Source organism: Corynebacterium tuberculostearicum (genome assembly GCF_046097465.1).
GTDB classification, from domain to species: domain Bacteria; phylum Actinomycetota; class Actinomycetes; order Mycobacteriales; family Mycobacteriaceae; genus Corynebacterium; species Corynebacterium tuberculostearicum_I.
Genome location: NZ_CP175799.1, coordinates 1,971,163 through 1,984,882, shown reverse-complemented (window position 1 = coordinate 1,984,882; position 13,720 = coordinate 1,971,163). Strand labels below are relative to the sequence as shown.

The window sequence follows — 13,720 nt, the reverse complement described above, 5'->3', positions numbered from 1 at the left end:
AGCTAGGATGTCCATTTACCTTTTGGCGGTGCCTAAGAAGAAGCTTCGCTCTACCGTTTCTGACGACCTTGCAGAGCATAATTCCGAACTGCTACGGCGGTGCTTCCAGAAATACCGCAGTTTGGTCAGTGATCACTATCGCAGTGAAATAAAAGTTTCCACACCGGGACAGCATGGGACTGCCTCTATAGGCGTGTGGAAAAGGAAGAACGAGTCGAACCGCGTCGTCGCAAAGAAAGACTGGTGGGCGCATTCGAGCGGCCAGGATGTTTCCGAGCTCCTGTTAGAGAAGGTGTCCAGGCGTGGCGGCGAGGTTGTTTACACCGATCCTGTTTGGGGCAGCTATACGGCGATCTGGGGTGAGCGCTATCGCGATCGCGTCATACTATGGAACACAATTCCGGCTCTAGAAGCGGTACATTATGCGGAGACGGAAGATTATGTTTTCGCCAGCAACCGGCCGCTTCTTGCTGCAGTAGCAAGAGCGGAGGGCGAATCTTCTCCAGTGGCATTGGAAACTGACTTTTTAGATCAGTATTTGATGTTTGGGTTTAACCTCGATGCTGTTTCTCCGTTTGAAGCGGTATCTACAATTGCAGTGGACGAGGCACTAGCGATTGAGGCCGGAGAAGTAAAGATTATTCCTCGTCCAGCAGGTCTAATCGCGAACCTCCCAAACCTTCACTCTGAAGAGGAAGCAGCTGAAGCACTTGCCGACGCGCTAAAGGCCTCTACTCGGAGAGCATTAGCGAATTTTTCGGGCAAGAACGTTCAACTACGAATGAGTGGCGGTAAAGACAGCCGGCTATTGCTCGGATTAGTTAAGGACTCGGAGCAATCTGTCTATGGGGTAACCTTTGGCAAGCCGAATGATGAAGAAGTCCGAGTGGCGCATAATTTGTGCCGAGCAGCTAAAAAGAACTTGGAAGTAACTGCACCAGCCCCAGTTGATCGGTCAAGCTTGGCGGAAAAGGTTGATCGAACAATTCTCATGTCTGATGGCATCCCGGCTTCTGAACCGCATACTTCTATTTATTATGGCTCCTCGCCGCGCGTTGCCGGTGACGCAATCATGCTGGGGCAGTGGCCACTAATGAAGGGCGGTCAGGCAAAGAAGCTGCACTATTCTGGGTCGGGCTTGCAAAACGCTTTGCGACGACAAGCCGGGTGGTTCGTAAACGAGGGAATCCGAGCGCAGTACGCTTATTTCCTTGAACAATGGCAGCGTGAAGTAGAGACGTCTATCGACCTCGAGTACTTGTATCTCTTTGCCCGAAACTTTAGGTCGGGACGTTGGTTGCATGCACACATTAACCTTTACGAGCGTGATGCAGTCATTGCTTATCCAATTGCTGATGAAGAGGTCGCTGCGATTTCTGACGCTATGACGATGTCAGAGAAGGTTTCACAGCGTGTTCTCTTTAGGGCCTTAGAAATGATTTGGCCCGAAGCGAACCGAATTCCTTTGTCCAACGGCAATAAATGGCGGTTTGAGAGTGCTGGTCCGGTGGAGAATCTTGGAGAAGATTCCTTTGCCGAGCGATATGCTGAAGTTCCTGCTCATGAGAGCGATGAATTCCTACAGGTGGATCCTCGGCTTAAGGATTCAAAAGCGATAGAGTACACCAAGGCTGTGGCCGTTCAGATGGCCAAAGAGCTGGTGGAATCTGCTAACTGGGCTCTGCTCATTTCAAAGGTCACTCCCGAATTTGGGAATATCCTGGAAGCGGCCGCGAACGGAGAACTTATCGTTCCCGAAAAGTCGTCTCAAAGAGAGATCGTGAAATTCATTTGGCGTTTGTACGTGGCTGATCGTTGGCTGCGGAAGGAATGGCTAGCGGCGAAAGATGATTAGCCCAAGGCTGTAGGTCGGTGAACATGATGTGCTCATGCTCACCGGCCTTACTTTTAGTCTTCGGTGGGAAATAGCTGCAGCTTTAGTTTGCAGAAGTCATGGCGAGAGGAAAGCATTTGCTTTTCTTTCAATGAGAAGGTCTCTTCTGTGCCTTTTGCAAACTTGTGCTGGGCGTAGTACGAGTCCAGATAGTGCGCGATGGGGTTTATAGATTCCCCGTAAGTGGGGTAGATAAAGGATGTCGCGTGAGGGAAAGAGTTGACTTCCAAAACTCGTGGCATGTCGTCTTTCAAACTACGCACCATGATATCGACGCCGCCAGTGTATAGACCCGGAATCGCGGCAACTGCTCGAACAGCGGTGTCCCTAATTTCCTCCGAAATGATATCGGTGATGTTTGCAGTTTCAGCACCGAAAGAAATATTAGAGATTGCGCTGAGGAGAACGCGTTCTCCTGCTTCGGGAACATCGGAGAAAGACATTGAATTGGATCGCATGAACGCTTCCATGTTCGCGTTTCGGCGAAGAAGCCGCTTGCTTCGTGCGCGGTCCTTCTGACGCTCTTCATTCTTAAGCGCCATCAGTTCTTCGATATTGTGGGTTCCGTCGCCGGTAACGTAGGCAGGGATTCGGATGATTGAACCGAAAAACTCTCCCTCCACAACGGTGACGCGCAATTCAAAGCCGTCAACCATTTCTTGGACAATTACCGAGGGCTCTCGCTTTCGTTCCTTTTGCATCTCCACGCATTCGTGGAAGCGCTCTTTGAAGTCCTGTTCAGTAACATTGAGAAAAACTCCGAGACCTTGGGAGAAGCTTGGTGCTTTGACCACAACTTCCCTCCGGCCTTGAGCAAAAGCGGTGTCGAAGGCTTTGTCAGCCTCGTCCGGTCCAAAAACCTGGTACCAGGGAACTTTAATGTCAGCAGTGTGCAGGATTTTTTGTGTTTTTACTTTGTTCTGGCAGATTCGCCCAGCTGTCTTAGTGCAGGTAGGTACGTTCCAAGGAGTAACTACTCCGATGGGTTCATCTGCAGAATCCTTTAGAGTGATATACGGACGGTTCTTTTTCGAGCGGTCAATATGGAAGTTGCGCCCCGAGCGGCGGACAGTCCGAATCCACGCGTTGTGAATGCCTGTGGTGTAGCCATCTTGCCAATAATTTTGTTCAAGGCTGGGCAGAGAGTCCAGAATATGGTTTAGGTGCTCGGTACGCATGTAGTTCCAATCATCTGAGCTAGGAGTGGGTTGCTTATCGCACAGATTCTAGCAAGGAGGGCAGGCTGACAAGTTAGTTCGCCTTGGTTCTCACTATTAAGCCCGAGGCAGTGCAGAGGTTCAGCGGTGTTACGCCGACCCAGCAAAGCCTAGAGTCTTAACTAGTGCCTAAGAGTAGAGCAGCTGTGTTCGCTCGATCTGGTCGACAATATAGCTAGCCGCATTAACAGGCTCTCCGTAACTTACATAGTGGTGAATGTCGAAGAAAGGCTGCGTATTGATTTCTAGAACTGTGATGTCGGCGTCAGGCTGTAGGGAAGAGGTGAAAATGTCTACTCCCACTGTTCCCGTTCCTGGGAAAGCCCGAGCAGCGCGCTCCGCAACCGCGATGTGTTGACGAGAAATTTTATCGATGACATTAAGCGTGAAGCCGCCTCCACCTACGGAGGATATTGGATTTAGAACGACTACTTCGCCGTGCTCGGGCACTTGCTCGAGTGTCCAAGGGCTTTCGGCTAGCCAATCTTCATCTATGTTGATCTCCGTAGATTTTAGGTAAGCATCGGCCTGTCGGCGTCGGAGCTCGAGATCCACCAGTTCTTGAACCGTATGCTTCCCGTCACCTACTACAAATGCGTTTAGCCTAGAGCAAGCAACGCGTACACGGCCACCGATGACTAAGACGCGAATGTCGAAACCAGCGAAGTATTCTTCGATTACAATTTCATCGCCGTAGCCGCTGTCAGCTGCTTTAGTCCAAGCTTTTTCAAACGACTCGGTATCTTTGATATTGAGAGACACGCCTCGCCCTCGGGTACCGCCATTCGGTTTAACCACGACAGGGCGATCTTGCGCCTTAAAATATTCGAGGGCCTCAGCCTTAGTGGCTGAATTGAACTTCTGGCCGTTAGGCGTCGGCACGTTATTGGCTTGAAGGGTCAATTTTGTGGCCTGTTTGTCGTTGGAAACTCTTCTAGCGAACATGCTCTGGGTAGAAGGGCCGTGGTAAACGGTTCCTCCCACCGTTTTACCGTTATTCAAAAATATCCATGTGCCGTCTTTAACTTTTTGGGTCTCCCAGCCGCGGGACCTCGCTTCGCCCAGCATAAGTTTTGTGCGGGACTTAATCCGGTCATAAGTATTGATTGGCAGCTTTGGTTTCAAAATTTCGTCATTTACCAAAGCAATTAGGTTTCTAGGATCGTAGCTCACGTAGTCATAGTACATTTAAGGTTCTCGCTTTTGCACCGACTAACTCACTAAGACCTACTCACTAATTCGCCCCATCGATGAGCCTGCAAAATCTCCGCAACACGTGCGGCGTGAGTGGAGGCAGTTCCTTGAGCTTTCATAAGATGCTGTCTCTGATGTGGCGGGGCTTCTATGCTTGGTCGGTAGAGTCCTGAGAGCATTTGGCTTATAGCATGTGGTCCTTCACACTTATGGCAGACGAGGATGGGTGAAGGAAAAGGGGAAGTAATCCCTGGTCCTCTTTGTGGTCACAGTTAATTGTCAGGGAATTTTGAAGCGGTGCTATTGTTAAGGGCATGCGCGCTCTAGTTACCGGAGGAGCCGGGTTTATCGGTTCTCACTTGGTGGATTTACTTGTTTCTGAGGGACACTCTGTGTCTGTGTTGGACAATTTTTCATCGGGTCGGAAAGTCAATCTAGAATCCGCCATGAAATCCGGAACAGTTGAAATCATTGAAGGCGATATAAAGAATTTTGATTTCGGTGCCTTCTTCCAAGAGCATCCCACTGATGTTGTGTTCCACCTAGCTGCCCAGATTGATGTGCGGCATTCGGTGGCAGACCCAGTTGAAGACGCTGAGTTAAACATTATTGCAACGATCAAACTGGCAGACGCCGCCCGCCGCAGTGGTGTACAGAAAATCGTTCACACCAGCTCCGGAGGATCGATTTATGGCAGTCCCGCAAGTTTTCCTGTAAACGAGGATAATCCGCTCGCTCCCGAGTCCCCCTACGCTGCCAGCAAAGCTGCCGGCGAACTATATCTGGAGATGTTCCACCGGCTGTACGGTATCAGCGTAAGTTTCGTAGCGCCGGCTAACGTTTATGGTCCACGCCAGAACCCCCATGGTGAAGCCGGGGTCGTTGCGATTTTCAGCCAGCGGCTTCTGAGCGGTAAACCCACCAAGGTATTTGGTTCGGGCTCCAATACTCGTGACTACGTGTACGTCAAAGATGTTGCTCGAGCTTTCTATTTGGCGGCTACCACACCCGGTGACTTCGGGCGTTTCAATATCGGTACGGGAGTGGAGACTAGCGATAGGGAACTACACACAGCAGTAGCGAAGGCGGCGGGTGTGGCCGATGACCCGGAGTTTGCCCCGGCTCGATTGGGCGATGTTCCTCGTTCTTCGTTAGATTCTTCAAAAGCAAAAAGGTATTTAAACTGGCAACCGGAGTATGACCTTGGGCGGGGAATCGAGGAAACCCTTGATTATTTCCGTGGCCTCGGCGCTAAATAGAGTTAAGGGCTCTCGCTAGAACTTGCGAGAGCCCTTATTTCTGTGCGGTTAGCCCTGTGTAGCCTTAAAACCCAAGCGGACGCTTGAAAGAAGCTCGGCTATTCGGTTCTCTTCACTTTCGGCAAGATTAGCTCGGACACACACAGAATCAGCGTTCAGATCCTCAGTGAAAAGAACGGCGATTCCTACTAGCGGGGCTACGTCTTCGGGGGTTTCCTGAAACACAAAGGCGTTAGAAGAAACCATGAGCGAATCGAAACCTCTCACTGCGCCGGACCAAGAGTGAGCGGGAAGGACTGAAACCGTACTTTGCTCGTTGCCAACCTCGACTGAGTCGGTGCATAAGAGGTCTCGGTTGCCTATAGGAAGGCCCTTTGGGTAGTACTCAAAAGGCGTTGGGTTAACAGTGATAGGAGATGCTGCCCGTGCAATGGTTTCACCGGTATGAGGGGACATCCACTGCGGGACTGCGAAATCAGAACCTACCCACTTTCCAAAGATGAGATATAGCGCAATGGCCTCGCGGTTCGGGTCAATCTTTTCCGGCAATTCATCAATGATGACTTTGTTGCTCGGGGGAATAGAGTCGTATTCCGAGAGAACGGCTTCGTAGCCAGTTCGGTTTCCTGGTTCCTGAATTCGTTTAAACTTCATTATCTGCCTCGAAGTGCTTCGGTCCTACTACAAACGCGTTGGCTTTGTTCTCTAGAGTGTTGAACTTGTCGGCGATCAAGCCATGGTCGCCTACGAACACGTCGAACTTGTCTTCCGGTGCGAGCCGGACGAATAGTGCAAATACTGCATCGGGCTTGCTGGTATTCAGGGAAGGAATGATTCCGTTTGCTAGTACATTTAACGGATCACTAGGTGCATCTCCGTCCGCCAGAGCAACACTGAATTCGGCCCCACTTTGGCGCAGCTTAACCATATCTTCGTAGCTAGCGGTGAGAATGATCGAAACGTCGGTGATGACTTCCTCGGCTTCGTCTTCCCCGTGCTTTAGTAAATGGACCTTCGTGGCAGTTACTTGGCCGGTCCATTCCGCTTGGGGTAGGGGCGAGGTGACGATTAAATTCTTGGTGCTGAGGTGATCGGGGAGGTAGCGGCGTGCTTCCTCCAGCATCTCCTTCTTGTCACCAATCTTTGGCCACTGTGGTGTGGCATTGGCCCGTTCTTCAGCAATTTTGCGCTGTGCTTCGTCATATCGCCAGCGCAGGAAGTTGAGAGTTTCTGCGGCTGCACGCGTTTGATTGCCTACGTCGGTATTAGTTACCTGGCTTGAATGCATACGGCGAAGCGTGAGGGGCTTGCCTGTGTGGGTTACTTTGTAGCCCGAGCGGAGCAAGCGAAGGAAGAAATTGTTGTCTACGCCGCTAGAAAGAGAAGTGTCATATTTTAGCTTTCGAATGACGTCTGTTTGCAGCATCCAAGTACCATGCCCCGGTGCGGAACCAGTAGGAATGGAACGCTCCGCGGTAGGATTCTTACCCACGAAGAGTTGCATGGTTCCGTCGTCGTGCTCAAAGTTGATGAAGCAGCCAACGTTGCCAACGGCGCCGGCCTCGATCCCCTCGAGCTGCCATTGGAGCCGGTTAGGGTGCATGAGATCATCATCATCGATGACGGCAGTGTAGAAGCCAGTGCTTTTCTCGGCTGCAAGGTTTCGTGCAGCCGAGATCCCTTGATTTTCTTGCCAATAGTACTTAATTCGGGAGTCGTTAAATTCGTCTACGACCTGCTTCGTGTGGTCAGAGCCGCCATCGTCGACGATTACGATTTCGAAATCCTGCATCGTTTGGTTAAGCACCGAGAGAATCGTTTCTCTAAGGAAATCTGCGCGGTTATAGGTGGAAATGGCCACCGATACCGCCGGGTTCTCGTCGCCACGGCGATGTTTCCACTGATTGGTATTTCGTACGAACGACTTGTCGTGGTGGACGACGGACCTGTTGAAGCGTACGGCTTCTCTTCCTTCGTCGGTTTGATTAACAGTGTTGATCGTTTTGGGGTGCCACATGTGGTACATGCGCACCTCGGGGTCATCTATCCAGACCGTCCTGTATCCAGCTCGACGGGCGCGTTGCGCGAAATCGAGATCCTCACCGCCGTAGGTGTGAAGGCGTTCATCGAACCCACGAATGAGGTCGAAGCCTTCTCGAGGAATGGCCATCATTCCGCCCATTCCCCAGCGTGGACGTAGCCGAGAAGCTCGTTCCATCTCCTTCCAGCTATTGGGGTGCTCAGCTACCCAAGAATCGTCCATTCCCTCGGGAAGGTCCCGGCACTGCAAGAAGTAAGCAGATTGCCCATCCTGTTTGGCTACGGCGGCAATGCGCTCAAACGCCTTAGGCGTGAAAACCATGTCTGCATCGGTAGATACCAGGATTTCGCCGTCCGCGTGTACGAATCCTGCATTAAGAGCTTCAGAACGAGACCAGTAACCTTGGTCCGGTGTAAATACGTATTTCACGCCCAGTCTCTGTGCGAGCCTGCGGTTTGCTTCATGGTCAGTAGAGCCAAAGTCAGAAAGAATTACCTCACCATCGAACTGGCCAAAAGATTGACGGATAGACTCCAGTGCTAGCTCAAGCCGGAGTGCGCCCCAATCGCGGAATCCAATTACTACAGAAATGTCAGTCATTAAGCGGCTCTCCAAAAATAGTAACTACATTTGCCCCAGGCCAATTGGCCGTGACAACTAGCTCGAAAGGTGGGATGGGAATTGGGTTAGCCCGATCCTTCCATTGGACGGGCTCGATGATTACTTCGTCACAGCCTTGGGGCAGTTTGAAGGGGGAGTTGTACGTGGTTTCGCCTCCCTGAGAGCTACTGGAATATCGGTAGAGGGAGTTGAGGCCGGGGCTCCATTTGAGTCCAGTCGATTCTGCCAAAGATTCAGGGTTTTCAATCTTTGGGAAATCGATTTTGAAGGCATAAAAAGCCCAGCGTAAGTCCTTTTCGGGCCGAAGAGCTATGGAACAACTAGTGGCGTCGAAAGGAATGGAAAATCTTTTCTTCATAGAGAGAGTCCTTTACTGGTCTAGACCAAGATCTTTAATGATACTGGGCATAGGTGCGACAGGCGAGACAAGGTCGGGACCTGAGATAGGCTTTAATAAGAGCTTGGTCCATCATCGTCCCATTATTTGAGACTCAATCAAATGTGTACTGCCGATGAATTCGAAGCTCTAGTGTTCATCGTTCTAACTAATGCGTGGTCACAGCGCGTCTAGCATACAGAGGCAAAGAACCGTTTGGAGTCTCATTAAGCGTGGGCGAAGCCAGCCCTATTGTCGGCGCGAGTCAGAAATTTGCTTGCCGGAAATCTGGAGGGTGTAACCATGGTCAGAGTGCACAATATAATACGATTGCTTCATGGCTAACTCCACTTCTGTCCGCACCGTCGTTGTCCCAGCTGCTGGCATGGGAACTCGTTTCTTGCCCGCGACCAAGACTGTTCCCAAGGAATTGCTTCCGGTTGTGGACACCCCTGGCATTGAGATGATTGCGGAAGAAGCTGCGGCCGCGGGGGCATCGAGGTTGGCCATTGTGACGTCGCCAAGCAAAGACGAAGTCATGCGCCACTTTGATGAGTTCCCAGATCTCGTGGAGCTTCTCCGTGCCCGTGGCAAAGACGAGCAGGCAGCGAAGGTTGAGCGTGCCGCGGAGATTATTCATCCAGTTGCCGTAACCCAAGACAAGCCTTTGGGATTGGGGCACGCAGTGGGTCTGGCCGAGTCTGTTTTGGATGACGACGAAAACTACTTTGCTGTCATGCTTCCCGATGACGTCATTGAGCCGACCGCAGCCATGAGTGAGATGATTCGGGTGCGCCAGGAGCAAGGCGGTTCCGTGTTGCTGGCGGTGGAAGTCGATCCCGCACACGTCTCAAGCTATGGCGTATTCGATATTGAGGCTACTGGCGACGCCCGCGTGAAGAAGGTCGTAGGCATGGTGGAAAAGCCCGCCGTTGAGGATGCGCCGTCGAACTTAGTGGCCACGGGCCGTTACCTATTGGACCGCGCGATTTTCGACGCCCTCCGCCGCATCAAACCCGGCAAGGGCGGGGAGCTGCAGCTTACCGACGCCATCGATCTGCTCATCTCCGAAGGCCACCCCGTCCACGTGGTAGTCCACGATGGTATCCGCCACGATCTTGGCAACCCGGCTGGCTTCATTCCCGCCAGCGTTGAGTTCGGACTGCGTCATCCAAAGTACGGTCCGGCGCTGTTCCGTGATTTGGAGGAGATTATGGACAAGTACCGGCGTGAACTGGGATAGGGAGACCCGAACTCGTTAACCCGGTATATGCCCCATGCCTCGACCGACTATGTTTCGAGCTTGTATAAAACTGGAAATATTCGTTTAGATGATCGTAGTTCTGAGGCCAGGCTATCTAGTCAATAGGGAACCCCGTCCGAGGCTATTTTCGGGTTTCGGGAGCAATCGTGGAATCAAGTACGGAATATTCCAGACCTAAGGATTGGTTTGGGTGCTTGTAATGGTGAAGTCTTGCAGTTTCTTCTGGGAGCCTCTCAAAAGAGCCGCGAGAAATTGAGTGTACAGAACTCATTGGGAGGGCTTCCGAAATCTTTACTATTGATTTGACTCTTTTGTCCCAGCCCTTTCCGTATTCAACGATGTCTTCGCGAGCCCAGCGATGAACTTGATTTCGTACAAGCTGATCGGGTGTCCAATTCGACATATCAAAATTGAAATTTAATAGCCGAAGTCTGGGGCTTTTTGCGTTTTTAATAATCGACTTCAGGGTCGATGCGCTAGGCAATGCGATGTACTCATCGACGTCAATAACGGCAACCCAATCTTCTGGGAATGACTCCTTTAACTCAGCTAACTTTTCCGGCAAGTACTTGTACTGACGGTCAGAAAGCGGATCTACAATTGGCAAGCCGCTGTTTTCTATATACTCAGCGTTTTCGGATTGCCACTTCTTAACTTCAGTCCATTTCTCCTCAGGGGATAAATTGTCGAAGTAAGAGCCGTTCGCCTCCTTGACGGTAATGTCAAGGTTCAACGGAACTACTGCCGAGATTTCTTTAAGAACGTTTTCGCTTTCGTCATTCGGGGCGTCGAGAATGATATGAAAGTAATTGAAGCCGATTTCGTGGTGGTACAAAATCCAGTCCCTGAGGCGAGGCGCATCACCACGAGACATGGTTAAAATGTGCAGTTCCATATTGCTTCCCTAATTCATGCGTCGCAGATTCTTTCTGGACTAGTTTAGCTAACCCGCGACCGAATTCGGTTTGTGATTGCTGAATTTTAATTCTTCTTTTGGAAGATTTGACCAGAAGGCAGTTAAGGAGCGCCCAAGGAGGATGCTTTCCGGCCACTGGTTTCCTTTGTATTCCGATAAACATGGAGGAATCTGCGGCGGCATTTAGGGTTGGTGATGGTGACGTCTTTAGTAAGTACGAGGTGTTTTGCCATGTTGATAAGTGCGCAGCTCTAGTTGAGAATCTTCGTGCTCGAGGAATAGTCGAGCAGGCAGCGAAGGTGCAGTTGCGGCGGAAAGTATTCATGCGGATTCAATGATTCAAGACAAGTCTTTAGGCTGGGGAGCTGAAGCTTACTGACGCCATCGATTTGCTCATCTCCGTAGGCCACCCTGTCCACGTCGTGGTGCATGATGGCATCCGGCACGACTTCGGCAATCCCGCTGGCTTCATTCCAGCTAGCGTCGAGTTTGGCCTTCGCCACCCGAAGTACGGACCGGCATTGTTCTATGACTTGGAAGCGATTATGGAAAAATTCCGACTGGAGCGAAACTAGACGTCGGAGAAGACTGCGTCGGCCGCGGTCTCAACCTTGCCCATGAAGTAGCGCGAATGGGGTTTCTTTAGGGGCTTCAGTGAAGGGGCGGAAATGTGGGCAATCTTGGTTTAAGGATTGGGATAGGGGGTTGGGGGAGGCGTCGCCAAGCGCCCGCTCCTTTTGCCCGAGCCCGAACGAGCTCCCGCAGCGCGGCCAATGCTCCACGGAGGTTATTGAGTTCCGATTCACCGGCGTTGGTCTTCTCCACGAACCAGAAACTCTCCGGGCGCAGGTCAGCAGCCTCATGGAGGTGCAGCGTGCCGGTCCGGATGAGGGTGGTGATGCGGAAGGCCTTCGCAACGGGGCCCCGCTTAGCGACGCCCCCTTATCCATCAAACAGCACACACCCTCAAGCGCCAACTCCAGCCCAAAAGTACTGGGTAGGCGCTGTGTGCGGGGGTTGAGGTGGTAAGGGGGCGTCGGCAAGCAAAGGCGGTGGCAAAGGGCTCGCTGGTGAGCATCGTGAAGGCGGGGTCGTCTGCGTGGCGCGGTTGTTGTCGAAGCCGGTCAGGTTAAAGAGAAGGAGCCTCCTGGTCGCAAAGCTCCAAGCATCACACGTGGTCGGTCTTATACATTGTCCTTGGTTGCGGTGCTTATGCGCGTCCGTACGTCGTTTCGTGCCTTAGCCCAGCAAACGCTGGTAGCGTTTAATTAGATACCGTAACCAGTATCCACGGGAGGCTATATCCATGGACACGGATATTCCCTATCTGCTCTTTTGTGCCGGGTCAGTGCTTGTCATGGTGCTCTACTGGACCTACTACATCAAGTGTGAGCGGAAGGAACCCAGATCGGAAGAGTGGTACGACTCAGGCGGTGTAGACGGCGGAGCAAAGGACGGCCCCCTTTTCCTTTATCCTTACGGCTCGTTATTTTTCGGCGTTAGCGGTATCGGAGGGTTGGTCGATAGTTTAAACCCTCCCGAGTTTGTCTACACGGTGCTGACGTTTCTGCTCATGGCAGCTCTCATCCTCTGCTTCATTGCAGTTACGGGTGTGTTCGGGGTTCCGCTTCCGTGGCCGTTTGTTCCGCGTTGGGTTGTCGACATTCGCAAAGCAAAACGTGCTCGAAGGCGTGCGCGCAGGCAAGCCAGAAAAAGGGAAAGGCAGGAATAGACCTGACCCTGTTTGGTAGACACTTCTGCTTCCTGCCGTGTTGGGTCGGGGAGAGGTAGTTTACCTCCACGCCTAGGAAGGCTTATTCGGATCAGGTCAAGCGCGACGCGGTCGCGATGTACGAGGACTAATCACATGTTTCGCTCAAGGCCGCAGTCAAGGAGTTTGGGACTGACCTCGGTAGCCGAGGGGTTGGTTGGGAGGGCGTCGGCAAGCAAGGCGGGGCAGAGGACTCGATAGTGAGCAGGGCGAAAGCGGGCGCGCCCGCGTGGCGCGAACGCTGTGGAAGTTAGACACGCTAAAGGGAAGGAGCCTCTTAGACGCAGGGCTACAAGCATCATAAAGCCAGGTCTTTTATAATTTTTCCTTGGCTCGGGTGCTTGTGTGCATCCATATTTCGCTTTCGTCTCAGTCCTCTCTCCAGCAGACGCTGGTAGCGTTTAAATTACATACCGCAGCCGGCAGCCACGGGAGGTCTATTCTATGGACTTGGATACTGGGGACCTGCTCTTTTGCGCCGGGTCAGTGCTCGTCATGGTGCTCTACTGGACCTACTACATCAAGTGTGAGCGGAAGGAACCCAGAGCGGAAGAGTGGTATGACGAACCCGCCTGGGAAGGCATGGAGAGGGATGGCGTCCTCTTCATCTATCCTTACGGCTCGCTAATTTTGGGCGCTAGCGGCGTCGTAGGGTTGATAGAGAGTATGAATCCTCCCGAATTTGTCACAACCGTGCTGATGTATTCGTTCATGGTGGCTCTCGGCATCGGGTTCATTGGATTTACGGGTGCGTTCGGGATTCCGCTTCCGTGGCCGTTTGTTCCGAAGTGGGTCGTTGACATCCGCAAAGCAAAGCGTGCTCGAAGGCGCGAGCGCAGGCAAGCCAGAAAAAGGGAAAGGGAAGAGTAGGACTGGCAGCTTTTCCAGCATCAAGATGAAGTCCCCCGGGTTTGTTCCTAGGCATTTGCCTTGATTTCTATTCGTGGTGTCAAGGGGTGAAGGACCTGACCCCTGTTTGGTAGACACCTCTGCTTCCTGCCGTGTTGGGTCGGGGAGAGGTAGTTTACCTTCATGCCTAGGGAGGCTTATTCGGATCAGGTCAAGTGTGACGCGGTCGCGATGTACGAGGGCCATTCACATGTTTCGCTCAAGGCCGCAGTCAAGGAGTTGGGGACCGACCTCGGTAGCCGAGGGGTTGGTTGGGAG

At 52.1% G+C, this 13,720-nt stretch carries 10 protein-coding genes and 1 pseudogene; 6 read left to right on the top strand and 5 right to left on the bottom strand.

What is annotated here, in order from left to right; genetic code table 11:
- The first annotated feature begins 7 nt into the window (after window positions 1-7).
- Window positions 8-1,855, top strand: a complete 1,848-nt coding sequence (locus ACKFRX_RS09370; RefSeq protein ID WP_408927721.1) for a hypothetical protein — start codon at window positions 8-10, stop codon at window positions 1,853-1,855.
- Window positions 1,856-1,908: 53 nt separating this feature from the next.
- Here ACKFRX_RS09370 and ACKFRX_RS09365 read toward each other — a convergent pair whose 3' ends face one another.
- Together ACKFRX_RS09365 and ACKFRX_RS09360 are read right to left on the bottom strand one after the other, a co-directional pair.
- Window positions 1,909-3,072 (bottom strand): hypothetical protein, encoded by a 1,164-nt coding sequence (locus ACKFRX_RS09365; protein ID WP_408927720.1) that lies wholly within the window; start codon window positions 3,070-3,072, stop codon window positions 1,909-1,911.
- Window positions 3,073-3,240: 168 nt separating this feature from the next.
- Window positions 3,241-4,284: an ATP-grasp domain-containing protein gene (locus ACKFRX_RS09360; RefSeq protein WP_302258388.1), complete on the bottom strand. Its 1,044-nt coding sequence runs from the start codon at window positions 4,282-4,284 to the stop codon at window positions 3,241-3,243.
- A 335-nt stretch (window positions 4,285-4,619) separates the two neighbouring features.
- Here ACKFRX_RS09360 and ACKFRX_RS09355 point away from each other — a divergent pair, with 335 nt between their 5' ends.
- On the top strand, window positions 4,620-5,564 hold the full coding sequence (locus tag ACKFRX_RS09355; RefSeq protein ID WP_200435364.1) for an NAD-dependent epimerase/dehydratase family protein: 945 nt from the start codon (window positions 4,620-4,622) through the stop codon (window positions 5,562-5,564).
- A gap of 48 nt (window positions 5,565-5,612) precedes the next feature.
- On the opposite strand, the gene ACKFRX_RS09350 is transcribed toward ACKFRX_RS09355, so the two are convergent.
- Entirely contained in the window at window positions 5,613-6,218 is a 606-nt protein-coding gene (locus tag ACKFRX_RS09350; protein ID WP_408927719.1) for a hypothetical protein, read from the bottom strand.
- Window positions 6,208-8,205 (bottom strand): glycosyltransferase, encoded by a 1,998-nt coding sequence (locus ACKFRX_RS09345; RefSeq protein WP_408927718.1) that lies wholly within the window; start codon window positions 8,203-8,205, stop codon window positions 6,208-6,210. The genes ACKFRX_RS09350 and ACKFRX_RS09345 overlap by 11 nt, the downstream gene beginning before the upstream one ends.
- A 734-nt stretch (window positions 8,206-8,939) precedes the next feature.
- Between ACKFRX_RS09345 and ACKFRX_RS09340 the strand changes: the two genes are divergently transcribed.
- Complete coding sequence (locus tag ACKFRX_RS09340; protein ID WP_179386804.1) at window positions 8,940-9,845, top strand: UTP--glucose-1-phosphate uridylyltransferase; 906 nt, start codon at window positions 8,940-8,942, stop codon at window positions 9,843-9,845.
- Window positions 9,846-9,987: 142 nt separating this feature from the next.
- Here the strand turns inward: ACKFRX_RS09340 and ACKFRX_RS09335 are convergent, their stop codons facing one another.
- On the bottom strand, window positions 9,988-10,761 hold the full coding sequence (locus ACKFRX_RS09335) for a glycosyltransferase family 2 protein (protein WP_408927717.1): 774 nt from the start codon (window positions 10,759-10,761) through the stop codon (window positions 9,988-9,990).
- Window positions 10,762-11,141: 380 nt separating this feature from the next.
- Between ACKFRX_RS09335 and ACKFRX_RS09330 the strand changes: the two are divergent.
- The 3 genes and pseudogenes from ACKFRX_RS09330 to ACKFRX_RS09320 all read left to right on the top strand — a co-directional run.
- Window positions 11,142-11,357, top strand: a pseudogene (locus tag ACKFRX_RS09330) (UTP--glucose-1-phosphate uridylyltransferase); the annotation flags it as partial.
- Window positions 11,358-12,088: 731 nt separating this feature from the next.
- Window positions 12,089-12,514: a hypothetical protein gene (locus tag ACKFRX_RS09325; RefSeq protein WP_179386802.1), complete on the top strand. Its 426-nt coding sequence runs from the start codon at window positions 12,089-12,091 to the stop codon at window positions 12,512-12,514.
- Window positions 12,515-12,997: 483 nt separating this feature from the next.
- Window positions 12,998-13,423: a hypothetical protein gene (locus ACKFRX_RS09320; RefSeq protein WP_200435367.1), complete on the top strand. Its 426-nt coding sequence runs from the start codon at window positions 12,998-13,000 to the stop codon at window positions 13,421-13,423.
- Window positions 13,424-13,720 lie beyond the last annotated feature (297 nt).

Bases quoted from the DNA above. Each gene is read 5' to 3' on its own strand.
- ACKFRX_RS09370 (WP_408927721.1), top strand. From the start codon at position 8: ATGTCCATTTACCTTTTGGCGGTGCCTAAGAAGAAGCTTCGCTCTACC.
- ACKFRX_RS09365 (WP_408927720.1), bottom strand. From the start codon at position 3,072: ATGCGTACCGAGCACCTAAACCATATTCTGGACTCTCTGCCCAGCCTT.
- ACKFRX_RS09355 (WP_200435364.1), top strand. From the start codon at position 4,620: ATGCGCGCTCTAGTTACCGGAGGAGCCGGGTTTATCGGTTCTCACTTG.
- ACKFRX_RS09350 (WP_408927719.1), bottom strand. From the start codon at position 6,218: ATGAAGTTTAAACGAATTCAGGAACCAGGAAACCGAACTGGCTACGAA.
- ACKFRX_RS09345 (WP_408927718.1), bottom strand. From the start codon at position 8,205: ATGACTGACATTTCTGTAGTAATTGGATTCCGCGATTGGGGCGCACTC.
- ACKFRX_RS09340 (WP_179386804.1), top strand. From the start codon at position 8,940: ATGGCTAACTCCACTTCTGTCCGCACCGTCGTTGTCCCAGCTGCTGGC.
- ACKFRX_RS09335 (WP_408927717.1), bottom strand. From the start codon at position 10,761: ATGGAACTGCACATTTTAACCATGTCTCGTGGTGATGCGCCTCGCCTC.
- ACKFRX_RS09325 (WP_179386802.1), top strand. From the start codon at position 12,089: ATGGACACGGATATTCCCTATCTGCTCTTTTGTGCCGGGTCAGTGCTT.
- ACKFRX_RS09320 (WP_200435367.1), top strand. From the start codon at position 12,998: ATGGACTTGGATACTGGGGACCTGCTCTTTTGCGCCGGGTCAGTGCTC.